This is a genomic window from Bradyrhizobium sp. UFLA05-108 (genome assembly GCF_059803455.1).
On the sequence record NZ_JBANAZ010000031.1, the window covers coordinates 1 to 23,826 of the forward strand.

General features: G+C 63.6%; 17 protein-coding genes. 8 read left to right on the top strand and 9 right to left on the bottom strand.

All coding sequences use genetic code 11. The features are described 5' to 3' along the window. Window positions 1–118: 118 nt before the first annotated feature. The gene (locus SO140_RS22525; RefSeq protein ID WP_449383135.1) at window positions 119–916 is read right to left on the bottom strand and encodes an AraC family transcriptional regulator; all 798 of its coding nucleotides are present in this window, start codon (window positions 914–916) and stop codon (window positions 119–121) included. A 64-nt stretch (window positions 917–980) separates the two neighbouring features. On the opposite strand from SO140_RS22525, the gene SO140_RS22530 reads away from it, so the two are divergent. The 5 genes from SO140_RS22530 to SO140_RS22550 all read left to right on the top strand — a co-directional run bounded on the left by SO140_RS22530 (window position 981) and on the right by SO140_RS22550 (window position 7,569). Then, window positions 981–2,153: an MFS transporter gene (locus tag SO140_RS22530; RefSeq protein ID WP_449383134.1), complete on the top strand. Its 1,173-nt coding sequence runs from the start codon at window positions 981–983 to the stop codon at window positions 2,151–2,153. A 103-nt stretch (window positions 2,154–2,256) separates the two neighbouring features. Next, window positions 2,257–4,524, top strand: coding sequence for a cation:proton antiporter domain-containing protein (locus tag SO140_RS22535; protein ID WP_449383133.1), 2,268 nt, complete (start codon window positions 2,257–2,259; stop codon window positions 4,522–4,524). 186 nt (window positions 4,525–4,710) lie between these two features. After that, complete coding sequence (gene pstS / locus SO140_RS22540) at window positions 4,711–5,763, top strand: phosphate ABC transporter substrate-binding protein PstS (RefSeq protein WP_449383132.1); 1,053 nt, start codon at window positions 4,711–4,713, stop codon at window positions 5,761–5,763. Between the two features lie 447 nt (window positions 5,764–6,210). Then, window positions 6,211–6,756: a hypothetical protein gene (locus SO140_RS22545; protein ID WP_449383131.1), complete on the top strand. Its 546-nt coding sequence runs from the start codon at window positions 6,211–6,213 to the stop codon at window positions 6,754–6,756. Window positions 6,757–6,882: 126 nt separating this feature from the next. Further along, window positions 6,883–7,569 carry an ATP-dependent Clp protease proteolytic subunit gene (locus SO140_RS22550; protein WP_449383130.1) on the top strand — a complete coding sequence of 229 codons (687 nt, stop codon included), beginning with the start codon at window positions 6,883–6,885 and terminating at the stop codon, window positions 7,567–7,569. Window positions 7,570–7,804: 235 nt separating this feature from the next. Here the strand turns inward: SO140_RS22550 and SO140_RS22555 are convergent, their stop codons facing one another. Then, the gene (locus SO140_RS22555; RefSeq protein WP_474801303.1) at window positions 7,805–10,963 is read right to left on the bottom strand and encodes an efflux RND transporter permease subunit; all 3,159 of its coding nucleotides are present in this window, start codon (window positions 10,961–10,963) and stop codon (window positions 7,805–7,807) included. Window positions 10,964–10,975: 12 nt separating this feature from the next. Further along, window positions 10,976–12,169, bottom strand: coding sequence for an efflux RND transporter periplasmic adaptor subunit (locus tag SO140_RS22560; protein ID WP_449383128.1), 1,194 nt, complete (start codon window positions 12,167–12,169; stop codon window positions 10,976–10,978). A gap of 240 nt (window positions 12,170–12,409) precedes the next feature. Between SO140_RS22560 and SO140_RS22565 the strand changes: the two genes are divergently transcribed. The 3 genes from SO140_RS22565 to SO140_RS22575 all read left to right on the top strand — a co-directional run bounded on the left by SO140_RS22565 (window position 12,410) and on the right by SO140_RS22575 (window position 16,419). After that, entirely contained in the window at window positions 12,410–13,201 is a 792-nt protein-coding gene (locus SO140_RS22565; protein WP_449383127.1) for a transporter substrate-binding domain-containing protein, read from the top strand. A 178-nt stretch (window positions 13,202–13,379) separates the two neighbouring features. Next, a complete protein-coding gene (locus SO140_RS22570) occupies window positions 13,380–15,074 on the top strand; it encodes a phospholipase C (RefSeq protein WP_449383126.1) in 1,695 nt (564 codons plus the stop codon). Window positions 15,075–15,090: 16 nt separating this feature from the next. Then, entirely contained in the window at window positions 15,091–16,419 is a 1,329-nt protein-coding gene (locus SO140_RS22575) for a cytochrome-c peroxidase (protein WP_449383125.1), read from the top strand. A 10-nt stretch (window positions 16,420–16,429) separates the two neighbouring features. Here SO140_RS22575 and SO140_RS22580 read toward each other — a convergent pair whose 3' ends face one another. The 6 genes from SO140_RS22580 to SO140_RS22605 all read right to left on the bottom strand — a co-directional run bounded on the left by SO140_RS22580 (window position 16,430) and on the right by SO140_RS22605 (window position 23,810). Further along, the gene (locus SO140_RS22580) at window positions 16,430–17,665 is read right to left on the bottom strand and encodes an acyltransferase family protein (protein ID WP_449383124.1); all 1,236 of its coding nucleotides are present in this window, start codon (window positions 17,663–17,665) and stop codon (window positions 16,430–16,432) included. 81 nt (window positions 17,666–17,746) lie between these two features. Beyond that, entirely contained in the window at window positions 17,747–18,889 is a 1,143-nt protein-coding gene (locus SO140_RS22585) for a helix-turn-helix domain-containing protein (protein ID WP_498543168.1), read from the bottom strand. A 125-nt stretch (window positions 18,890–19,014) separates the two neighbouring features. After that, window positions 19,015–20,343: an MFS transporter gene (locus tag SO140_RS22590; RefSeq protein ID WP_449383122.1), complete on the bottom strand. Its 1,329-nt coding sequence runs from the start codon at window positions 20,341–20,343 to the stop codon at window positions 19,015–19,017. Between the two features lie 115 nt (window positions 20,344–20,458). Then, window positions 20,459–21,307: a fumarylacetoacetate hydrolase family protein gene (locus SO140_RS22595; protein WP_474801297.1), complete on the bottom strand. Its 849-nt coding sequence runs from the start codon at window positions 21,305–21,307 to the stop codon at window positions 20,459–20,461. Further along, window positions 21,304–22,911, bottom strand: a complete 1,608-nt coding sequence (locus SO140_RS22600) for a bifunctional 3-(3-hydroxy-phenyl)propionate/3-hydroxycinnamic acid hydroxylase (RefSeq protein WP_449383120.1) — start codon at window positions 22,909–22,911, stop codon at window positions 21,304–21,306. The genes SO140_RS22595 and SO140_RS22600 overlap by 4 nt, the downstream gene beginning before the upstream one ends. Beyond that, the gene (locus SO140_RS22605; protein ID WP_449383119.1) at window positions 22,908–23,810 is read right to left on the bottom strand and encodes a VOC family protein; all 903 of its coding nucleotides are present in this window, start codon (window positions 23,808–23,810) and stop codon (window positions 22,908–22,910) included. The genes SO140_RS22600 and SO140_RS22605 overlap by 4 nt, the downstream gene beginning before the upstream one ends. Between the last annotated feature and the right edge of the window lie 16 nt (window positions 23,811–23,826).

Here is a 23,826-nt window from a genome sequence, read left to right on the forward strand (position 1 = left end):
GATCACGGCGTTCGAGGGGTGTCCACACCCTCACCGCCGCTTACCCCAGTCGCCGCTTACCCCATAGCATCTGGATTGCCCGCGAAAGCTATCGCGGGCAATGACTGCGAGGGTGAGGTTATTCCTTCCGCGCAAATTCCGTCGGCGTGCGTCCCGTCACCTGGCGGAAGGCTGCCGAGAAGGCAGGCACGCTGGCATAGCCGAGCTGCGAGGCGAGCTGCTTGACCGAGACTTCAGCATCGGTCGACAGTCTTTCGATCGCGGCCGCGATGCGGGCGCGCTGGCACCAGCTCTTGAAGCTGAGCTGCGTCTCGGAGGAGAACAGCCGGGACAACGTGCGCGCGGAGGTTCCGACCTCGTGCGCGAGCGTCTCGATCTCGTAGCTCCCGGTCGGATCATCCAGCACGATCAGGGCGGCGCGTCGGCAGCGGGGCTCCCGCGGCAGCGGCACGAAGGTCGCGGAATCCTCGGCCTGGTGCAGTTCCAGCATCACCAGGCGAACCAGCAGCTCCGTGCGCTCGGGCGCATTGCGAGAATCAAAGAGCGCCAGGATCGCCTGGTGCAGGAGCGGCGACACCCGCACCACGAACTCCTTGCCGAGCCCCTTGGCGCGCTGCTCGCGTTTCAGCCAGGGCAGGTCGAAATAGAGGGTGCGCATCTCGATGTCGGCGAGCACGTCGATGGCGTGTTCGAGATGGGCCGGCACCCAGACCGCGCGGTCCGGCGGCACCAGCCAGCGGCCCTTGGGCGTGGTTACCTGCATCGTGCCTTTCGCGGCATAGACGAGCTGCGCCTCGCGGTGCATGTGCGGGTCGAGCCGCAGGCCCTTGGGGTAGTCGCGCGCGACGAGGTGCACGCCGGCGGTCGAGCGGTGATTTCCGTGCACTTCCTTGATTGGCGTTTCGACGACAGTCATTGGCAGCATCCCGTCATGACTCCGACATATAACCCATTTCGGGACAGGAGAGGATTCGCACGTCATGAACAACCCCGGCCGGGTGATCGGTTTCGTCAACGCCGCCCATTTCATCGATCACTATGCGATGCTGATCTTCGCCGCCGCCGTGATCATCATGGGGCCGGCGCTCGGCATGGCCTATTCGGAGCTGCTGCCTTACGCGACACCGGGTTTCATCGCCTTCGGCGCGGGATCGCTGCTGACTGGTTGGCTGGGCGACCGTTGGAGCCGCCGCCACATGATGGTGATCTTCTTCATCGGCATCGGCGTCTCGATGATCTCGGTCGGCTTCGTGCAGACGCAGGTCGAGCTTGGCGCGGCGCTGCTCGCGATCGGCATCTTCGCCTCGATCTACCATCCCGTCGGCACCGCGATGATCGTGTCCTATGCCGACAGGCTCGGCCGCGAGATGGGGCTGAACGGCGTCTGGGGCAATCTCGGCGTTGCATCGTCCGCCTTGGTCACTGGCGTGATCGGGCAATATCTCGGCTGGCGTTTTGCCTTCATCGTTCCAGGCGTCGTCACGATGCTGATCGGCATCGCCTTCGCCATGACAGTCGTGCATGAGGATCGCAAGGGCAGCAAGCAGGCGGCGGCGCAGGCGCGCGTTGCAAAGCAGGACATGTGGCGCGTGGTCCTTGCACTGCTGATCGTCGTGATCGCGATCTCGACGACCTTCAATGCTGTGACGGTGGCGCTGCCAAAGCTGTTCGCCGAACGGCTCGCGGATCTCACCAGGAGCCCGGCGCTGTTGGGGGTGATCGCCGCCTGTGTCTACGTGTTCGGCGCGATGACGCAGTACACGATCGGCCGGCTGCTCGATCATTATTCGCTGAAGACGGTGGCGCTGCCGCTGTCCTTCATGCTGGCGCCGTTCCTGTATCTGGCGGCGAGCCTGTCCAACCTGCCGCTGATCGTGGTCTCGATCGGCATCGTCATGGGCGCGTTCGGGCAGGTCACGGTCAACGACGCCATGGTCGGCAAATACACCACCGAGGAATGGCGCTCGCGCGCCTATGCGGTGCGCTATTTCGTCGGCTTCACCGCGGCCGGCGCCTCTGTCGGCCTGGTCGCCTGGCTTTACGAGCAGGGCGGCTTCGTCACCATGCTGCGGGCCTTCGCCGCGCTCTGCCTGCTCGCCATCGCGGCTGCGATCATCCTGCCGCGCGAGATCAGGACGCCGCAGCCGGCGTGACGGATCATGTCCACCGGAGGCGGGAACTCGCTCCGCCTCCCGCGGGTTCTACCCCTAGTCGCCGGCACCGCGCTGGATCAACCGAAGGGGAAACGATATCTGCATGCAGTGGAGCCTGCTCCGACCGGTCGGCTTCGTTCCCGCGGCGCTTGTCCTCACGACCATTGCGGCCGGCGCCGAGGGCGGCAAATCCACAGGTCCGTCTGAATTTCTCCTGGTGGCGCAGATCGTGGTCCTGATCGCCGTGGGCCGCGGCCTCGGCGAGATCATGCAGCGCGTCGGGCAGCCTTCGGTGATCGGCGAATTGCTTGCCGGCATCCTGCTCGGGCCGTCACTGTTCGGCTGGATCTGGCCCGAGGCGCAGCAGGCGGTGTTTCCGAAGACGCCCGAGCAGAAGGCGATGATCGATGGCATCGCCCAGTTCGGCATCCTGCTTTTGTTGCTGCTGACCGGCATGGAGACCGACCTCAAGCTGGTCAGGAAGATTGGCAAGGCAGCCATCGCGATCTCGATTGCCGGCATCATCGTTCCCTTCGCCTGCGGCTTCGCGCTCGGAGAATTCCTGCCCGATGCGCTCCTGCCCAATCCGCAAGCGCGGCTGGTGGCCTCGCTCTTCATGGGTACGGCGCTGTCGATCTCGTCGGTGAAGATCGTGGCTGTGGTCGTGCGCGAGATGAATTTCATGCGCCGCAATGTCGGCCAGATCATCGTCGCGACCGCAGTCATCGACGACACGATCGGCTGGATCATCATCGCCGTCATCTTCAGCCTCGCATCGCAAGGCACGCTCGATGTCGCTTCCGTCGCCAAGGCCGTGATCGGTACGCTGGCCTTCCTCGCCGTCAGCTTCACCGTCGGCCGGCGGCTGGTGTTCCACCTTATCCGCTGGGCCAACGATACCCTCGTCAGCACCGCGCCGGTCATTACCGTGATCCTGCTGCTGATGGGTACCATGGCGCTGATCACGCATCTCATCGGCGTGCACACCGTGCTCGGCGCCTTCGTCGCCGGCATCCTGGTTGGGGAGTCTCCGATCCTGACCCGGCAGATCGACGAGCGCCTGCGCGGATTGATCTCGAGCTTTTTCATGCCGGTGTTCTTCGGTCTCGCCGGGCTCAGCGCAGATCTCACGGTGCTCCGCGATCCCCATCTCCTGATGCTCACCGGCCTGCTCGTCCTGATCGCGAGTGTCGGCAAGTTCGGCGGCGCCTTCGTCGGCGGGACCATAGGCGGTCTGAGCTACCGGGAATCGCTGGCGCTCGCGAGCGGGATGAACGCGCGCGGCTCGACCGAGGTCATCATCGCGACCATCGGCCTTTCCATCGGCGTGCTCAGCCAGAACTTGTTCACGATGATCGTGACGATGGCGATCGTGACGACAATGGCAATGCCGCCGATGCTGCGCGTGGCACTGTCGAAGCTGCCGATGAGCAGGGAGGAGAAGGAGCGGCTCGAGCGCGAGGAGTTCGAGAAGCGCGGTTTTGTCGCCAATCTCGAGCGGCCCCTGCTGGCCGTCGACGAAAGCGTCAACGCTACCTTTGCCGCCCACATCGCGGGCCTGGTCGCCGGCATGCGTGGCCTGCCGATCACGGTGCTGCAAATTGGCCGACGAGCGAAGGAACAAGAAAAGGGAGTCAGCGAAGGGGAGAGTCACGAAGCCGTGGTGAAGAGAGCCGCCGAAGCTGTCGCCGGCATTGGCGGCGGAGAGGGCGGCCACGTCGACGTCATCACGCGAACCCGGCGGGCGGAGCTGGGCGAAGCGATCGCCGACGAAGCGCGGAAGGGATTTGACCTCCTGGTCGTGGGCGTCGACAAGGTTACCGCGACCAAGGATCGTTTCGACAGGAAGGTCGAGGATGTCGCAGCGGAGTTCGAAGGGCCGCTTGCGATCGTGGCGGCCAAAGGCAAGCACTTGAAGCAACCGATGCCCGACGCATTCAACATTCTCGTTCCGGTCTCCGGCAGCGGCGTCTCCAAGCGCGGCGCGGAAGTTGCGGTCGCGCTGGCGCAGGCGGGATCAGGCTCGCTCCGCGTCGTCTATGTGGCGACGACCCGGGACAAGGGCGCGCAGCGTGGTACGTCCCGCGGACTGACCAAGGAGGAGGGCATCCTCAAGGACACAAGCGATCTCGCCGCTCGTTACGACGTCGACATCACGACGACGTTGCGCGTGAACCGCGCGCCGGAGGCGGCGATCCTCCGTGAGATCGACACCACCGATGTCGATCTCGTGGTCATGGGCGTCGACCGCATCCAGGCCGATCATCTCTCCTTTGGAGGCGTCGCTGATGCGGTGCTCAGGCAGTCGAAGGTTTCGGTGCTCCTGGTGTCGAGCGGCGAGGCACGCCGGACTCCCGCGGAGAAAGCCTAGCACTTCATCTCTGCGCCTTGCAGGTCGCGGTTACCCGCCTTGGTCCACGCTTGGCCACTCACAAGCGGGATACTTTGGGAGCCAAAGCGAAGTGCGAAATTGGCTGGCGCCGACATTTCGTTTTTGTTACATTTTTGTGACATAGGCCACACCTGCTGCTCTGCTCGACTTGATAGGGTTGAGTCCATGATGGCGCATCTCAGGCTACCGATCATCTTCATCGCCCTTGTCGTTGCGACCCAGAGCCTGGCCGCCGAGACCAGGGGTGCGGGCTCCACTTTCGTTTCGCCCGTGATGGCGAAATGGATCGACGCCTACAAGGCAACGACCGGCAATACCGTCAGTTATCAGGCGGTGGGCTCGAGCATTGGCGTCGGCTTGATCAAGAAGGAAGCCGTCGATTTCGGCGCGACCGATATGCCGCTTGACCCGAAAGAGTTGCAGAAGCTCGACATGATGCAATTTCCGATCGTGATCGGGGGCGTCGTCCCGGTTGTCAATATCGAGGGCGTGAAGCCGGGCCAGATTCGCTTCACGGGCCAGATGCTGGCGGACATCTACCTCGGCAGGCTGAGATCATGGGATGATCCAGCCATTCAGGCGGTCAACCCCGATCTGAAGCTGCCGGCCAAGCCGATCACCGTCGTCCATCGCATCGATGGATCCGGGACGACGTTCAACTGGTCGAACTATCTCTCGAAGATCAGCGCGCAATGGAAGGCAAGCGTAGGCGAGGGTACCTCGGTCGAGTGGCCGCTCGGGCTGGGCGGAAAAGGCAATGATGGCGTCGCCTCGCTCGTCAGTCTGGTCCCCGGCTCGATCGGCTACCTTGAATATTCCTACGCGCTGCAGCGGCTCGACAGGATTTCCTTCGGCGTGGTCCAGAACAGCGCCGGCAACTTCGTCAGCCCCAACGCCAAATCATTCCAGGCAGCAGCCTCGAGCGCAGCCTGGACGACGGCGAAAGATTTCTATCTCGTTCTCACCAATGCTCCCGGGGAAGATGCATACCCCATCACGGCCACGACATTCGTGTTGATGCACAAGCAGCCAAAATCGCCGGAGAGGTCGACAACCACCATCGACTTCGTTCGCTGGTCTCTGGAAAGCGGCAAGTCCCAGGCCGAAATGCTCAACTACGTTCCCCTGCCGGCCGCGTTGATCCAGCAGATCGAGTCGTATTGGCAGCAGAGCCTTCAAGCCTCCACGATGTCGGCATCGGCCGCCAGCAAGCAATGACATTTGTGTGTGGCGTTGGTATGCCGATCGCCTAGGGTCTCGCGAACCGTCACATCAAATGAGCGATGGGGAATTGGGTCGCAACGGAACGACGGCTTGGGCTCAATCGCGTCGACATGGCCACATCCTCTCTCTCGTCCGCCATGGACAACACCTGACGTCACCACATTCGTCCGAGAGCCGTCTGCAGGTCATGAGAGCCAGAGGCCCAACAGGGCTGGCTAGGTCGTCCCCACGTGTTGCGACAATGACATCATGCACCTGATTTGCCGCGACGCGTCAAATTGTGTCGGAAAATACGAAAATCTCCGTTCCGTCGCGTCGACAGGGGCACGGCCGCCAGCGTTAACGATGTCTGCATCCTGATAATTCGTCGATACTTCTTAGCGAAGTCTTATGGGGTTCATCCTTAGGTAGCAGGCGACTTCAGTGTCAGGAGTAACCACAATGTCGTTCGGCAAGCGTCAATCCGGAGTTGGTGCCGGTGCACAAGCTCTTAACGTCGACATGGCTGCTGCACGAAGCTCGGCCGGCACCGACGCGGCTCAGGCGACAGGCGGCCCGCTTCGCTGGCTCATCCTGTTTCTCGCTTGTTGCGGGGGGCTTTACGGGCTGTTTGTCAGCTATGGTCCGGACATCGTGCGCGACCATCGCCTGGCCGGAACCTGGCAGCCAGCGTATGACTTGCAGGCTATGGAGGGTAAGTGCAAGCGAACAAACTTCGTGATCACCTTCTGCACGGCCAAGATCAAATCTGTCGCCAAGCCTGATCAAGCGCCGATCGATGTTGGTTTCTACATGCTCTTCTCAGGCGGTGGCGGGGAGGCGCTCGTGCCGGTGCGCTCAACGACCGACCGCACGGCGGTCTCGATCTTCTACGCCGCGGAAGCAAAGCTCTGGAACCGTACGCTGTCGTTTGTTGTCTCGGCGGGCATATTGGCTCTGATGGCCTTCGTCGCGCTCTCGCTTCTCGGGAAAGCGGTCAGGTCATGATGACCGACGTCTGACCGCGAGCGTCACCTCGCCGATCATTTCGAAAGCACCGTTCATTGTATCCGTAAGGTTTCTGAAGAACATCCCGGATTCATCCACTCCCTTTGCAGATCGAGTGCGTAGGCCGTGTCATTGCTCAAAGTTCTTGGCGCCATCTGCGGCATTTTGCTGTTTTGGGGCTATTTCCAATTGCCTTCCGGCTCCGGCGACGTGGCGTCTCGACAGACCCTGTCCATCAGCGAGGAGACGGACCGCGTCCTGCTCGGCTGGAGCGGGCCGGTGCAGGAGCCGATGAGCGAGCGTGTCGCTGCGGCCCTTGATCGTTACAAGGCCGATCGACGCCGGCTCGTGCTCGTCCTCAACTCGCCGGGCGGCTCGATCGAGCATGGACGCAAAGTCGTCGCCGCGATCCGCGCCCGCGATCGTGCGATCGATACGCTCGTCCAGAAAGCCGGCGTCTGTGCCTCGATGTGCGTTCCGATTTTTCTCGCTGGCGCCAGCCGGATGGCCGATCCCGAAGCCTACTTCATGTTTCACCAGGCCAGCTTACAGAGCAGTGCCAGGGAAAGCATGAAGCAACGGGAGTTCGGCAGCGTCGAGAATGCTTTCTTCTCGGAAATGGTCAAGTCGATCGAGACGCATGCCACCGACGAGTTCTTCCGTAACGACATCGGCATCCGCGGCGTTAGCGAGGTCTGGCTTGCCATGATGCGTAAGAAGATCTCGGGCAGCGATATCTGGATGAGCGGTCAACAGCTCGTAGATGAGGGCTCTGGCATCGTCGATAGCCTTGTTCGCACGCCCGCTCGTTAGCAGACATCAGCCAACTGCACCAAGTCTGAGGGCACGTACCAGGGCACAGGATCAGCTCGGCCGCCCGGTATCCGTCCTAACGCAGGCGTTGCGATCATGACTGTATGCACCTGATTTGCCCGACGCGTCAAGTTATTTCGTAAAATACGAAATTTTCGTGCCGGCGTCGTCAGCTACTTTGCATGGGGTTGTTTTCGACATTTTTGCTCCTCCCTCGTCGGAGAGAGGGGAGCGCTTAGGATTTCGCCTCGACGGCCGGCTTCGCCACCGGCGCTGTCTTCTTCGACGCACGCCAGTTCTCGAAACGCTGCACCACCACGAAGAAGGCAGGCACGAACAACACGGCGAGGCAGGTCGAGGCGAGCATCCCTGAGAACACGGTGATGCCGATCGACTTGCGGGCGCTGGCGCCGGCGCCGGTTGCGAGCACCAGCGGCACGACGCCGAGGATGAAGGCGAACGACGTCATCAGGATCGGCCGGAAGCGGGCGCGTGCCGCTTCGATCGCGGACTCCAGCAACGGTTTGCCGTCGCGGACGTGCAACTCCAGCCCGACCTCGACGATCAGGATGGCGTTCTTGGCCGACAGCGCGATGAGGAGGATCAGGCCGATCTGGCAATAGAGGTTGTTGTCGATGTTGAGGCCATTGAGCACCAGCATCGGCCCGATCAGCGACAGCGGCACCGCGAGGATCACCGAGATCGGTGCGTACCAGCTTTCGTACTGGCCTGCGAGCACGAGATAGACCAGCAGCATGGCGAGGCCGAACACCCAGTAGATCTGGTTGGAGACGGCCTTCTCCTGATAGGACATCGCGGTCCATTCGAAGCCGGTGCCGGGCGGCAGCGTCTTGTCCGCGATCTCCTTCATCAATTGCAGGGATTCGCCGGACGAGTACCCCTGCGCCGGCAGGCCGACGATGGTCGAGGAGGGATAGAGATTGTAGAGGCTGATCAGCGACGGACCCGTGGCCGGCGTGATCGTGGCGACGGTGCCGATCGGGATCATGTCGCCGTTCGAGTTGCGAACCTGCATGTTGGCGATGTCGCGCTCGGTGACGCGGAACGCCGGATCGGCCTGGGTATAGACCTGGAACACGCGGCCGAACTTGTTGAACTGGTTGACGTAGGATGAGCCGAGATAGGTCGACAGCGCCGAGAATACCTGGTCCGTCGTCACATGCAGCGTCTGGGTCTTGATGCGGTCGATCTCGACGTTGAATTGCGGCACCGACGAGCGGAACGAGGACGAGACGCGCTGGAGCGCACTCTGGCTCTGGGCGTTAGAGACCATCGCGCTCGTGATCGCCTGGAGCTTTGCGAAATCGCTGTTGCCGTCGCGCAGCTCGACCTGCATCGAGAAGCCGGCGGCGTTGCCGATGCCCTGAATCGGCGGCGGCGGCAGCACCAGCGTGCGTGCCTCCATGATGGTCGCGACCCTGTCGTTCAGGCCGTACACCAGCGAACGCAGATCCTCGCCTTTGCCCCGCGCATCCCAGTCCTTCAGGATGATGTAGGCGACGCCGGCATTCGCGAGGCTCGCGCTGTTGTCGAGCGCGGAAATGCCGGCAATGGTGATGACCTGCTGGACGCCCGGCGTGTCCTTGATAAGCTCGCTGGCCTTGTCGAGCACCTTCTGGGTTCGCTCGAGAGAAGCGCCGTCGGGTAGCTGCACGGCGGCGATCAGATAGCCCTGGTCCTCGATCGGCAGGAAGCCGGTCGGCACCCGTGAGAGGCCGTAGCCGCCGATCGCGATCAGGACCAATGCAATCGCGACCGAGACCGTGGCGTTCCTGACGAGGGCGCCGATCAGCCGCGTATAACCCCGCTCGACGCGGTTATAGACGGCGTTGAAGCCGCGGTAGAAGAAGTTGCGCTGCTCCGGCGGCACGGTCGGCCGCAGCCACAGCGCGCACTGCGTCGGCTTCAGCGTCGCCGCGTTGATGGCGCTGAGCAGCGCGGTCGCGGCGATCACCAGCGCGAATTGCGAATAGATGCGACCCGTGAGTCCTGCGAGGAACGAGGCCGGCAGGAACACCGAGATCAGCACAAGAGTAATTCCGACGATCGGCGCGAACAGCTGGTCCATCGCCCGGATCGCGGCGTCGTGACCGTTCATGCCCTGCTCGATGTTGTGGGCGGCGCCTTCCACAACGACGATGGCGTCGTCGACCACGATGCCGATCGCGAGCACGATCGCAAACAGCGTCGACATGTTGATGGTGAAGCCGAGCGCGGCCATGGCGGCGAACGCGCCAATGATGGTCACCGGCACCGTCGTCGCCGGCACCAGCATCGCGCGCCAATCCTGCAGGAACACCAGGATCACGACCAGGACCAGGAGACCCGCCTCGATCAGGGTCATGTAGACCTCATGCACCGAGGCCTGCACGAATTTGGTGGTGTCGAACGGCGTGTCGTATTTGATGCCTTCCGGAAATCGCTTGGCGAGTTCCGCCATCTTCTTTTCGACGGCCTGCTCGACCTGCAGCGCATTGGCGCCGGGCGACTGGAACACGCCGATGCCGGTGGCGGGCTGCTTGTTGAGCGAGAATATCTGGCTGTAGGTCTGCGCGCCCAGCTCGACCCAGCCGACGTCGCGCACGCGCGTGACGTCGCCGCTGGTGCCGGTCTTGACGATGATGTTCTCGAACTGCGTGGTGTCGTCGAGGCGTCCGTTGACGTTGAGAGTGTACTGGAACGCCTGACCCGGCGGCGTCGGCGGCGCGCCGACCTGGCCGGCCGACACCTGTTGGCTCTGCTGCTGGATCGCGTTGATGACGTCCTGCGGCACCAGATCGCGGGCCAGCAGCTTGTTGGGATCCAGCCACACCCGCATCGAATACTGGCCGGCGCCGAATACCGTGACGTTGCCAACGCCGGGCAGGCGCGAGAGCTCGTCGCGGATGTTGATGGTGGCGTAGTTGCTCAAATAAAGGCTGTCGAACCTGGAGTCCGGCGAGGTCAGCGTTACGAACAGCAGGATCGAGGTCGACCGTTTCTGCACGGTCACGCCCTGGTTCTGCACCGATTGCGGGAGTTGCGACAAAGCGCTGGAGACGCGGTTCTGCACCAGCACTTGCGCGAAGTTGAGGTCGGTGCCGATCTTGAAGGTCACGGTCAACGTGTAGGTGCCGTCGGAGCCGCTGTAGGACTGCATATAGAGCATGTCCTCGACACCGTTGACCTGCTGCTCGATCGGCAGCGCGACCGTGTCGATCACGGTTTTCGCGCTGGCGCCGGGATAGCGCGTGGTGACCTGCACCGTGGGCGGTACCACGTCCGGATATTGCGCGATTGCGAGGTTGAACAGAGCGACGCCGCCGATCAGGATCATCAGAAGCGCGATGACGTTCGAGAGGACCGGCCGCTCGATGAAGAATTTTGAGATCATGGCCGGCAGCTCCTACTTGGCAGACGCCTGTGGCTGCTCGATCTTCGTCAGCTGCGGATCGATCTTCTGGCCCGGGATCACCCGCAACAAGCCTGCGATCACGACACGGTCGTCCGGCTTCAGGCCGTTCTCGATCACGCGCAGGCCGTTGTCGACCTGACCAATTTGCACCTTGCGCTGCTCGACCGTGTTCTCGTTGTTGACCACCAGCAGATAGCGGCCGCCCTGGTCGCTGCCAAGGGCTGTGTCGGGGACAAGAAGCGCATTCTTGTCCTGGTCGAAGGGCACGCGGACGCGGACGAAATAGCCGGGCAGCAAAACCCGCTTGTCATTGGGAATGAGGCCGCGCACCGCGAGCGTGCCGGTCGACGAGTTGAGGGTGGGCGAGACATAATCGAGGTGGCCCTCATGCGGATAGCCGGTCTCGGTTTGCAGGCCGACCTCGACCGGCAACTGCTTGAGGTCGGCGACGGTCATTCCGCGGCGGGCTGCTTCGGCGCGGATGCGTAGGACGTCCTGCTCATTGACCGTGAAGTTCACCCAGATCGGGTCCAGCGCGACAATGGTCGCGAGCTGCGTCGGGGAGGAGACGCCGACGAGCTCGCCGATCGAGACCAGGTGCGCGCTGACGATGCCGTCGAAAGGCGCCGAGACCTTTGTGTAGCCGTAATTGACCTCGGCGAGCCTCGTGTTGACCTGGGCCTGCTGGAGACTGGCTTGGGCGTTGTCACGGGTGGATGTCGACGTGTCGAGGGTCGATTGTGAGACCGCCTGGCGCTGCACGAGCTCGGTCTGCCGCTTGAAGTCGGCTTCGGCCTGCTTGAGCGTGGCCTGCGCGCCGACCTCGGCGGCCTGCGCCTGTTCGACCTTCAGCTTGTAGGTTTCCGGCTCGATCGTGAAGAGCTGGGTGCCCTGTTTCACGAAGGTGCCGTCCTGATAGTCGATCGTTTGCAAAAAGCCCTGCACGCGGGCCACGAGATCTACGCTCTTGATCGGCGCAGTGTTGCCGGTGGCCTCGACATAGCGCGTCACTGCGCGCTGCACGGGCACTGCGACATCCACCTTGGGCGGCGGCGGCGGCGCGTAGACGTTCTTCTGATCGCACCCCGCAAGTGCGACGACGACGGTCATTGCGGCGAGGAGCCGCCCGATCTGTCCAGGCTGTTGATCGTGCCGTGCGGGACAAGCGAGATTCGCGCGCGTCATTGCGGTGTTCCCCGTCTGTTGTATGCCTGCGGCAGGCCGCCTCGCGATTTGATAGCAACAAACGGGGGGCCGTGGAACACCATAGCCATGGCGGCGCGATGGTCTTGCACTGCGAAGAGCGGCGCGGCATGTGACAGTTTTGTCTGTGATTACGGCAAATCCGCTTTTCACCGGGCGCACGATCGATCACAATTTCGACGGGGTACGGATGACGGACGAGCGGACGGGGAGACACATGACATGCCAATCTCGATCTGGCCGGCCTGCGCCGGTCTCGCGCTCGCGGCGATGATGGCGGTGCCGGCGATGGCGGAGGATCTCAGGGCTGAAATTGCGCCGAGCGGCAAATTGCGCGTCGCCATCGCGATCAGCCCGGCCGGCGGCGCGTTCTGGTCGACCAGGACTGAAGCAGGCTTCGCCGGCGTGCCCGTCGACCTCGGCAAGGCGATGGCGGGCGAGCTCGGCGTGTCAGTCGAATATGTGGTGCACAACAATTCCGGACAGATCACCGACACGGCCGCGAGGGGGAGCTGGGATGTCACGTTCCTGCCGAAGGATCCCGAACGTGAGACCAAGATGGCGTTCGGGCCGATCTACGAGGTCGCCGACGCCACATACATCGTCAAGCCGGGATCGGGCGTGACCAATTTTGCGACGCTCGACCAGCCCGGCATCAAGGTTGCCGCCGTCAACGCCACGACCACGATGCGCGGCGCCGTCGCGCATCTAAAGGCTGCGAAGGTGACGGGCTATCAGACCTATGACGAAATCTTCGAACTCCTGAAGAACGGTGAGATCGACGCCTTCGCGCTGTCGCGCGACCAGCTCAACAAGATGGCGCAAAAGATTCCCGGCACGCGCGTGCTGGACGAGACCTTCAAGAAGACGGTCACTGCGGTCGCCGTGCCACTCGGCCATTCGCAGGCGCTGGCGTTCGTCACCAAGTTCATGACCGATGCGCTCGTCAATGGCACCTTGCGCAGAGCCTATGACGCCAACGGCCTGAAGGACGCGCCGATCCGGACGGAATAGGGCGTCCCTTCGTCGAAACGAGCGCGCTGAGGATCTCGGCCAAACACGCCGCCCAAAAAAAACGCAGCCTCGCGAAGGCCGCGTGATGCGGTCTGCGTCAAACCGACACAGACCTGTCATTCACGGCGGTTAGTTTGCCGCGCGTCGATGTCATAATTTTTGATCTTGGGGCAATAAGATGAAAAACAAACTTCTCGGCACGACCGCGATTCTCGCGGTCGCGATGGCGCTCGTGTGCGGCGCACCGGTGTTCGGTCAGGACGACTTCGATCGCGATCAACGCCACCACCACACCGAGACGCCGATCAAGCATCTCGTGGTCATCTTCAACGAGAACCGCTCGTTCGACAATTATTTCGCAACGTATCCGAATGCGACCAACCCGTCGGGCTCGATTCCTTTCGTTGCCAAGCCGCATACGCCGAAGGTGAACAACCTCGCCAACGCCAACTTGCTGACAAGCAATCCGAACAACAACGCGGCCAACGGCGCCGGCGCGACGAATCCTTTCCGTCTTGACCGCACGCAGGCCAACACTCAGTCGCAGAACCATGCCTACACGCCGGAGCAGCAGGCCTATGACAACGGCAAGGCTGATCTGTTCCCGAAATATACCGGTCGCGGCACAGCCGGCGGCGTCGGTGCTTTCGGCACCACCGGCCAGGTGATGGGCTATTTCGACGGCAACACCGTCACCGCGTTCTGGAATTACGCGCAGCACTTCGCGATGAACGACAATGCCTACACCGACACCTATGGTCCGTCGACGGTGGGCGCGTTGAACGTGATTTCGGGCCAGACCAATGGCGCAGTGGCGGTGCTCGGCAATAATCCCACGCAAATCATCGCAGACGGCCAGGGTGGCCTCACGGTGATCGGCGACCCCGGTCCCGCCTATGATCCTTGCAGCACGCCGGGCTACACGACGCAGGTCACGATGACCGGCAAGAACATTGGTGATCTGCTCAACGATGCCGGCATCAGCTGGGGTTCGTTCATGGGCGGCTTCGATCTTTCCGTGACCAACTCGAACGGCACCACCGGCTGCGCACGCAGCTCGTTTTCGACCGTCGTCGGCGCCGCCAAGGCGGACTATGTTCCGCATCACGCCTGGTTTCAGTTCTACAAGTCGACCGCGAATTCGACCCATGCGCGGCCGAGCTCGGTCCATGCGATCGGCCACACCTACGAGAAGGACGGCAAGACCCTCGATCCCGCCAATCACGGCTACGACCTCGAGGATTTTTACGCGGCGGTGAAGGCAGGCAATCTCCCAGCGGTCTCCTACGTCAAACTGCCTGCCTATCAGGATGGCCATGCTGGCTATTCCGATCCCCTCGACGAGCAGCAGGGAACGGTCGAGCTGATCAACTTCCTCCAGAAGCAGCCCGAGTGGCGCGAGACGGCTGTCATCATCACCTATGACGACTCGGACGGCTGGTATGACCACGCTTACGCCACGCCTACGAGCGCCTCCTACGACACGACCGCCGATCAGCTTAACGGTTCCGGCCAGTGCGGCCTCGGCACCGCCAAGCAGCCGCAACAGAACGGTGTCAGCGGCAAGCCCGTCAACGGCCGTTGCGGTCCCGCCACCCGCGTGCCCTTCGTCGTGATCTCGCCCTACGCCAAGACCAACTTCGTCAGCCACACCGCCATCTCACAGGCTTCGGTGGTGCGCTTCATCGAAGACAACTGGCTGCACGGCAAGCGCCTCGGCGGCGGCTCGTTCGATGCAACGGCCGGTTCGATCATGGATCTGTTCGATTTCCATCAGGACCATGGCCACGATCTCAGGATCGACGCGCTGTTCCTCGACCCGACCTCTGGCACGGTCGTGGTCAGCCCCCCGGACGAGCACCATCACCACTAGGATTATTGGACGTCATATGAACAGCCGCATCGTGTGGCTCCTCGGCGCCGGCCTGCTTTGCATGGCCGGCGCCGTCGTTGCGGCGGAGACGCAAGAGCGTCCGGGCATGAATCCGAATCCGGTTCGCTTCATGCGTCCGCCCGTCGCGCCGCTCTCTGCGATGGCGCAGCTTGGGCGCGAGATCTTCTACGACGCCTCGCTCTCCTCGTCCGGCGCGCTGTCCTGCGCATCGTGCCACAGCCCGGACCACGCCTACGGTCCGCCGAACGACGGGCCGGTGATGCTCGGCGGCCGGACGGTGTCGCAGCAAGGTGCGCGCGCCGTTCCCTCGCTGACTTATCTCGAGCGACAACCGAATTTCAGCATCGGCCCCGACAAGGGCGACGACGACAACGTGATTGATCTCGCGCAGATGGCCGCGCTCGGCCAGCAGGCCGCGCGCGCGACGAAAGTCGCCGGGGGCGCCGGATCCGCTGCCAACATCGTGCCGCAAGGAGGTCTGTTCTGGGACGGCCGCGCCGACACGCTCCAGGAGCAGGCGCTCGGTCCGCTGCTCGATCCCAACGAGATGGACGGCGGTAGCATCGAGGTGGTGGCGGACAAGTTGCGCCACGCGGCTTACGTCCCGCGTTTCACCGAGCTGTTCGGCGCCGGCGTGCTCGAAAACCAGCGGCTGCTGGTCGCGGAGGCGATGTTTGCCGTTGCACGCTATCAGGTGGAAGAGCCGAGCTTCCATCCCTATACGAGCAAGTACGACTACTGGCTGGAGGGCAAGGCGCGGCTTTCCGAAAGTGAGCTGCGCGGCCTCAAATTGTTCAACGATCCCGAGAAGGCCAATTGTGCCGGCTGCCACACCTCCGCGCCGACCCGCGATGGCCTGCCGCCGCTTTTCACGGACCATCAATACGAAGCGCTCGGCGCGCCGCGCAATGCCGCGCTCGCGCGCAACCGCGATCCCGATCATTTCGATCTCGGGGTCTGCGGCCCGTATCGCACCGACATCGCCGAGCAGACGCAATATTGCGGCATGTTCCTGACGCCGACTTTGCGCAACACGGCAATACGCCGCGCCTTCTTCCACAACGGCGTCTTCCGCACGCTCGAAGAGGTGATGGACTTCTACAATTTCCGCGACACCAATCCGGAAAAAGTGTTTCCGCGCGGAGCCGACGGGATCGTGCTGAAATACGACGACCTGCCGGCGAAATATCACGCCAATGTCGACGTCAGCGATCCGCCGTTCGACCGCCACCTCGGCGACACGCCGGCGATGACGGCGCAGGACGAAGCTGACATCATCGCCTTCCTGAAGACGCTGACGGACGGCTATCAGCCGGAGCGCTGAGCTCGGGGCCTCACGGCGCGACGGGACCTGCGACGGCGATGGCGTGCGGTTGCTCGCGCCGCAAGCGGCGGCCGTTCAGCACCGTGCCGATGAAGGTGTAACGCACCATCCATTGGTAGCTCGCCAGCATCACGGGAATGGCGACCACGAGAATGGCTGCGAATTTGAACGGCCATGCCCAATCGAGCTGGGAGACCACGACCTGGAGCGCCATGACGATCGGCATGTGGATGAGATAGAGCCAATAGGAGGCATCGGCGAGATAGCGTCGGGCCGGGCTGAAGCCGGACAGAAACCGCAGCGCAAGCCCGATGATAGCAAAAGTCGTCGTCCAGATCGCAGGCGCGTAACAGATGGCGCTGGCGAGCCTGATCGTTCCGACGCTGACCGGCAAGGCCCGCGCAGCCGGAGAAGACAGCACAAGCGTCAGGACGAAGCTGATAGCAATCAGAATGACGGCGGCGACGAGATTGGAGAGCCAGCGCGTCCTCAAGGTGCCGAGCAGATCGATCTGGCGATGCAGGAGCCAGCCGAAGCCGAACGCGACGCCGTAGCTGATCAACGCCTGCGCGTTGGTCAGGAAAGACTGATCCGGCGTGCGGACGCCGAACCAGCCGATCCATTTCGGATCGAGGCTGAGAGCGACGCCGATCGGCAGGGCGAGAAGCAGAGGCGCCAACCGGCTTCCCATGAGGTGGGCGATCAGCCGGTCGACGCCGGCGCGAAACCGGCCGGTCCGGTCCAGCCGGACAATGCCGCCGCGTAGCAGCAGCGTGGCGGCATAGAGTTCCAGCAGCACGTAGAGAAACCAGAAATGGGCGAGGGGAAATTTGGGCAGCGCCGGAGGCCAGGGACTGCCCGACACCGGTCCACCATGCGGGAAGGCGCTGGCCCAGATCGTGACGGCTGCCATCGCTGCGAAAATAATCGGCCAGCCGACGAGGAGCGGAAGTCCTATCCGGTGCAGCCGATCGGCAATGAAGTCGCGCGGCCCGCGGCGATGGAAGCTCATATGGGCGAAAAAGCCCGCCATGACGAAGAAAGTCGTCATCCGGAACACGTGGATGACGAAGAACAGCAGCGCCAATGTCGTGCTGGGCTGGGTGTCCTGGATCACCCAGAACCGTGTCGGCGCCGGGACGAACGAGAGCGTTGCGTGCAGGACGATGCCGAGCAGGAGCGCAAAGCCCCTGACGGCATCGAGGGCGTGGAGACGTTCCGCAGCGGAAGTGGTCGGGCTGGACATGAAGGCCTCGGGGATAGGAGGGACGACGTCAGTGAGCCTGCCGGACGGCGAGGATCCGCTCTCGCCCGATCCACAATTCGGCTAGCCGAATCCTTGGGACGATTGGCCGATTTTGCGATTCGTCTCGCTTTCGACCTCCGGCGGCTGCGCGCGCGCCAGGGCGTCGCGCCGGAATTCGGTGGGCGTCATGCCGGTTGCGACCTTGAAGGCGCGATTGAAAGGACCTATCGACTGGAAGCCGGCGTCCATGGCGATGGTGAGGACCGGGACGTCGCGCTGGCTTGCCTCCGACAGCGCCGCCTTGGCCTCCTCGATCCGGTAGCTGTTGAGGAAGGCGTTGAAGTTGCGATGGCCCAGCCCCTCGTTGATCGCTTCCCGGAGTCGGTATTCGGGCAGATCGAGCATCGCCGCCAGCCGGCCGATCGAGAGCCCTTCCTGCCGGTAGACCCGCTCGACGGTCATCAGGCTGTCGAGACGGCGCAGCAGCGCCGGGGCGATCGATGCGCGATCACCCCCGTTCGGGGTGGCCGCGGCCTCGCTGTCAGCATTGGACGAGGCGATTGCCGCGGTCGCATCACGCGGAGTCGCGGTGATCTGGGCACTGAACAGACCGAAACCTCCGAGCATCGCCAGCATGAACAAGCCGGCCGCTGTGGCAAGACTGCCGGATATGCCGGCGCCGGTGACGGGCGGAGGCGGCAGGCCTGATGCGGCGATGAGGACGACGAAGACGAGGTTGATGACCAGTGCCACGGTGCGCAACCGGCGCCGCTGGGCAACCAGGTCGGCACGCCAGGTCCTCACCATGTGAACGGCGGCGGACAGCATCAGCAGGACGACGACCACGGCCAGCACATCGGCGCCGCGGTGCGCGATCGCCGGATAGCTCGTCCAGGCGAGGCTGACCGCGAAGCTGAACCCGACCATGACAAGCCACATTGCAGCATGCCAGGGCAGGGGGACGAAATCGTCCTCGAACGTGATCCGGGCCCACAGCCAGATTACGACGGGTTGCCCGGACAGGATCGACAGGGTCCACCAGAGCGAGGATTTCGGGATGAACGGTGCGGTCGCGATCGCGAAGGCCGCGCCTCCGGCCGACATCGCGATGCCAAGCACTATGTGCTTGTTGACGGGCCGAAGCCGCAGCAGCACGAGCACCATCAGGAGAAACACGCCGCTTGCCGCGCCGCGGAGCCCGAGATCAAGCGCCGTGAAACCCATCATGGTCACAATTCAGATTATCCCGTTCGATGCTTCCAATCTCGCATCAGCCGTAGGCCGGGACAATCCAAAATTGCGGACGGCGGTCGGGCTTTCCCGGCCGCCAAGTAAAGCTGTAGCCAAGCCTACAGGGCGTGTTTTGAACTCTCCGGCGCCAGGAGGATGCCGATGAAGGCGCAGGCCGCGATCGCTTCGAAATAGAGAATGACGGGCGTGAAGCTGCCGCCCGCTCCTCCCATCAGTGCGGTGCCGACCAGCGGCGCGATGCCGCCGCCGAGGATGATGCCGAGCTGCTTGCCGAGCGAGGAACCGCTGACGCGGACCTCGGTCGGAAACAGTTCTGCCGTGAAGGCTGCTTCAGGTGCGAACATCAGCGCGTGGATGATGCCGATGGAGACGACGAGGCCCATGATGAGCAGCGTCGGATCCTTGGTCGCGACGAGCTGGAAGTAGATCGGGTACCACGCCGCGGCGAGCAGGATGCCAACCGCCATGAACGGGCGCCGGCCGAACCGGTCCGAAAAGCTCGCGATCAGCGGCACCATGCACATCTCCAGCACGTTGGCGACCATGGTGCCGAACGTGACGTTGGACTGCGCCATGCCGAGCGTCTTCACGGCATAGCCGAGCACGAACACCGTGCTCATGTACTGGAACGTGCTGTGCACCATGTTGGCGAGACAGCCGAACATGACGGACTTCTTCCACGACCGCACCACGTCGAGCAGCGGCGCCTTCGGCCGCGCGGCCGATGCCTCGACCGCCCTAAACAGCGTGGACTCGTCGACCTGGAGGCGGATGTAAGTGCCGAGCACGACCAGCACGAGGCTCAGCACGAAGGGCACGCGCCAGACCCATTGCGCAAAATCCTGCGGGGTCGAGACGAAGCCGAGCAGTGCGATGAAGCCGGACGCCAGGATCACGCCGATCGGGCCGGAGGCGTTGACAAAGGAGGCGAAGAAGCCGCGCCGTGCCGAGGGCGCATTCTCCAGCGTCAGCGAGACCGCGTTCATGTATTCGCCGCCGAAGGCGAAGCCCTGCACGAAGCGCAAGACGACGAGCGCGATCGGTGCCAAGAGCCCGATCGCGTCATAGCTCGGCAGGCAGCCAATCAAGAAGCTCGCGACGCCCATCAGCACGAAGGTAATCGTCAGCATCGCCTTGCGGCCGAGCCGGTCGCCGTAATGACCGAACACCATGCCGCCGAGCGGGCGCGCGACGAAGCCGACCGCGAATGTCGCGTAGACCGCCAGCATGCTCGCGGTCGAATCCATCTTCGGGAAGAAGAAGCGGTCGAACACCACGGGGGCGGTGAAGGCGTAGATGAAGAAGTCGTAGTGCTCGATCACCGATCCGAGCGAGGACGCCACGACGAGCTTGCGATACGCGGGCGTGACCGGTGCCGTGTCGGTCCGGCCCGTTCCTCCGACCATGACATCTGCGCTGTTACTCATGATGTTCCCCCTGTTTTGTCTTGTTGTGTGTTTTGACGTCAGAAGTGCGCTGGCGCGCGGGCGAAGCCGCCTGGGCTTCGCCGCAGTTGCAGGCCGCTTCTGGCGCGCGGATTGCTCACCGTGCCTCGTCGACGATCGGATTGCGCAGCACGGCGAGCCGCTCGACTTCGACCTCGACGACGTCGCCGGGTTTCATCCACAGCGGCGGAGTGCGCTTGGCGCCGACGCCGCCCGGCGTGCCGCTGACGATGACATCGCCGGGCTCGAGCCGCGTGAAGGTCGAGCAGTATTCGATCTGGCGCGGAATATCGAAGATCATGTGCTTGATCTGCGCCTCCTGCACGACCTGCCCGTTGAGGCGGGTGGTAAGCTTCAACTCGGCAAGTTCGCCGAGCTCGTCCGGCGTCATCATCCACGGGCCGAACGCGCCGGTGTCCGGAAAATTCTTGCCCGGCGTGAACTGATGGGTGTGGCGCTGGAAATCGCGGACGCTGCCGTCGTTGTAGCAGGCATAGCCGGCGACATGGCCCATCGCTTCACTGCGGGAGATGTAGCGCCCGGCCTTGCCGATGATGACCGCAAGCTCGCCCTCGAAGTCGAGGTCGGTCGAGACGCGCGGCCGGATGATCGGCTTGAGATGCCCGGTCTGGCTGTTGGCGTAGCGCGAGAAGATCGTGGGGTGCTCGACCTCGGCGCGGCCGGTTTCCTTCCGATGCGTCTCGTAGTTCAGGCCGACACAAAGGATCTTGTCTGGATTGGGTACGACCGGCAGCCAGATGAGCTTCGCAAGCGGGCTGGCAGCCGCTTTCGACTTGGCATCCGCAACGCCGGCGAGGGCACCTGCGAGGGCCGCCCGGAGATCGGCATAACGTGACGCGAGCACCGCCCCGACATCGAAAAAGTTGTCACCCTCGACGACGCCCCAGGTCGTCCGTCCGTCTATCGCAATGGTTGCGAGTTTCATGCTGTCTTCTCCATTCTCAAGTCCGGATTGTGCTTGCCGTGCAGGCGTGCGCTGATGTCTTGCAAGAGGTGGTCGAGCTCGGAGGCGCTACGCGCGGTGCCGAACACGTAATGGTCGGGCCGCACGATCGCGGCGACGATGCCGTGACGGTCGAACCAGCCGGCGAGCACGCCGTCGATCTCTTCCAACGTATCCGGTTTGCCGGCGCCGGCCGGCGCGATGGCCGTTGCGGGCAGATCGAGATATGCCGCGCAGAGTGAGGCGAGCAATGACGCGTCGCTGCTGCGGCCGTCGATGAACACGCGCAAGCCGAAACCGGTGACCTTGTCGAGCAGGCGGGAAGCGCCCTCGCTCGCGATCCTCGGCTGCGGAAACAGGCTGCCGCGCGCCGCGCCGTCCTGCTCCGACAGAAAGCCTGCGCGCAGTGGCGGGATGATCTCCTGTCGCGTCAGCGCGAGCGGCTTGCCGCCGCCATCGGCCAAAATTTGCGCGTCGCGACGGCGCGCGGCGGCGGGATCGCGCTCGCAGATCGACTGGCCGATCGCCTTGATCTTCCCGGTCAGCTCGATGACGTGCTGCTTGCGCTCCGCTGTGTAGCTGTCGAGCAGTGCGTCGGGCGACGTGCTCCTCAGCACGCGATCGAGCTTCCAGACGACGTTGGTCGCGTCGCGCAGGCCCTGGCACATGCCCTGCCCGATGAAGGGCGGCTGCTGATGCGCGGCATCGCCCGCGATGAGGATGCGGCCGTTGCGCCAGTTGGCTGCGACGAGCGCGTGGAAGCGATAGGACGCAGCGCGCCACAGCTCGCCGTCTTCAGGTGCAAGCCAGGGCGAGAGCAGCGACCAGACGTTCTTCGGCTGCTCCATCTGCCGCGGGTCCTCGTCCGGCAGCAGCATGATCTCCCAGCGGCGATGGTTCTTCGGGCCAATCAGGAAGCTCACGGGCCGCGCCGGATTGCAGAACTGCGCGGATTTTTGCGGCAGCTTTGCGAGAGCGTCTTGATCAACACGCACGTCGACGACGAGCCACGGTTCGTCGAAGATCAGGTCTTCGAGCGCGATATCGGCGATCTGCCGCACTGTGCTCGATGCGCCATCGCAGCCGAGGACATAGCGCGCGGTCACCATTTGCGACTGTCCATCGGCGTCTTTCAGCTTTGCTTCGACGCGGCCGGGCCGCTGCATGAGATCGACCAGCTCGACGCCAAGCTCGGCTCGCACGCAAGGGAAGCTCAAAGCGTGACGGCGCAGCTCAGCCTCGACCGGCGGCTGGCTGAACACCATGCTCGGCGTGTACCCGAGCGGGTAGGGCTTTGCGACCATGTCGATGCGGCGGATCAACTGGCCGTCGGCGCCAAAGTGCTCGGACGCGGTGAAGGGCTCGACGTAAGGCGCGATTGCGTCCGCAACGCCCATATTGTCGAAGTGACGAAAAATCTCGTGGTCGAGCGCGATCGCGCGCGGCTTGTCGTAGATGCCGGTGAGGCGGTCGATGACAAGCGTGCGATGGCCGAGGCGGCCGAGCAGGCCGGTCGCAACCGCGCCGGTCGGTCCGAAGCCGACGACGAGCACGTCGTAGTCGGTGGTGGCTGAAGACATCGTCATGCGCGCCGACCCGTGTCGAACAGCACGGAGAGCTGCGCCCTCTTGCAGGCCTCGCTCTTGGGCGGCGCGATGCCCCATTGATCCGTGCGCCCGGGCGGCCAGACCCACTCGGTCGGCCCCTTGGCACGGTAGCTGTCGTCGACCTGCAAGACTTCGGCGGTGTATTCAATGACGATTCCGGTCGGATCGACGAAATAAGCGAACACGTTATCGCCGGGCCCGTGCCGCCCGACGCCCCAGCCGATCGGAAAGCCGTGATCGATCATGCGGCCGGAGCCGCGCATCACCGACTCCAGGTCGGGCATGAGGAAGGCGACGTGGTTGAGACCATTGACCTGTGCTTCTGCAAGGACGACGGCGTGGTGATCGCTGTTGCAGCACAGGAACGCCATCAGCTTCGAGCGATCCGTCAGGCGAAAGCCGAGAACTGCCTGATAGAAGGTCGAGAGCCCTTCGATATCGGCGCTGTTGATGTTGACATGCGCGAGCCGCTCGGGCCGGTTGGCGATGATGCGCGCCGTCTTTGTGCGATCGCCATGGACGAACTCGATGCAGCAGCCCTGGGGCTCGCGGATCACGAAATGCTCGCCGCCCGATGGCGCCCGCGATGGGCCCGGCGGCGTGATGATCTCGCATTTGGCCTCGCCTGCGCGGGCGAACAGGCGATCGAGGTCCTCACGCGAGCGCACGCGAAAGCTGATCTTGCGGAGCGCTGCCTGCTCACCTTGAGTGAGTTCGAGCACGTGGAAGTCTGCACCGGTCGCTGCGAGATAGATCGTGCCGCCAGCTTCCGCGACGAAATCGAGCCCCCAGACCCTCTGGTAGAAATCGGCGGAGGTGCTTGGCCGCGGCGTCGTGATCTCGACGCTGCGCAAGGCGACCACCGGAAAATCGGACATCGGGCTTCCTCGTCTA

What these genes read in the sequence shown, in the direction of transcription:
- SO140_RS22525 (WP_449383135.1), bottom strand. Translation starts at nt 916, where the DNA reads ATGACTGTCGTCGAAACGCCAATCAAGGAAGTGCACGGAAATCACCGC.
- SO140_RS22530 (WP_449383134.1), top strand. Translation starts at nt 981, where the DNA reads ATGAACAACCCCGGCCGGGTGATCGGTTTCGTCAACGCCGCCCATTTC.
- SO140_RS22535 (WP_449383133.1), top strand. Translation starts at nt 2,257, where the DNA reads ATGCAGTGGAGCCTGCTCCGACCGGTCGGCTTCGTTCCCGCGGCGCTT.
- pstS (WP_449383132.1), top strand. Translation starts at nt 4,711, where the DNA reads ATGATGGCGCATCTCAGGCTACCGATCATCTTCATCGCCCTTGTCGTT.
- SO140_RS22545 (WP_449383131.1), top strand. Translation starts at nt 6,211, where the DNA reads ATGTCGTTCGGCAAGCGTCAATCCGGAGTTGGTGCCGGTGCACAAGCT.
- SO140_RS22555 (WP_474801303.1), bottom strand. Translation starts at nt 10,963, where the DNA reads ATGATCTCAAAATTCTTCATCGAGCGGCCGGTCCTCTCGAACGTCATC.
- SO140_RS22560 (WP_449383128.1), bottom strand. Translation starts at nt 12,169, where the DNA reads ATGACGCGCGCGAATCTCGCTTGTCCCGCACGGCACGATCAACAGCCT.
- SO140_RS22565 (WP_449383127.1), top strand. Translation starts at nt 12,410, where the DNA reads ATGCCAATCTCGATCTGGCCGGCCTGCGCCGGTCTCGCGCTCGCGGCG.
- SO140_RS22570 (WP_449383126.1), top strand. Translation starts at nt 13,380, where the DNA reads ATGAAAAACAAACTTCTCGGCACGACCGCGATTCTCGCGGTCGCGATG.
- SO140_RS22575 (WP_449383125.1), top strand. Translation starts at nt 15,091, where the DNA reads ATGAACAGCCGCATCGTGTGGCTCCTCGGCGCCGGCCTGCTTTGCATG.
- SO140_RS22580 (WP_449383124.1), bottom strand. Translation starts at nt 17,665, where the DNA reads ATGTCCAGCCCGACCACTTCCGCTGCGGAACGTCTCCACGCCCTCGAT.
- SO140_RS22585 (WP_498543168.1), bottom strand. Translation starts at nt 18,889, where the DNA reads ATGGGTTTCACGGCGCTTGATCTCGGGCTCCGCGGCGCGGCAAGCGGC.
- SO140_RS22590 (WP_449383122.1), bottom strand. Translation starts at nt 20,343, where the DNA reads ATGAGTAACAGCGCAGATGTCATGGTCGGAGGAACGGGCCGGACCGAC.
- SO140_RS22595 (WP_474801297.1), bottom strand. Translation starts at nt 21,307, where the DNA reads ATGAAACTCGCAACCATTGCGATAGACGGACGGACGACCTGGGGCGTC.
- SO140_RS22600 (WP_449383120.1), bottom strand. Translation starts at nt 22,911, where the DNA reads ATGACGATGTCTTCAGCCACCACCGACTACGACGTGCTCGTCGTCGGC.
- SO140_RS22605 (WP_449383119.1), bottom strand. Translation starts at nt 23,810, where the DNA reads ATGTCCGATTTTCCGGTGGTCGCCTTGCGCAGCGTCGAGATCACGACG.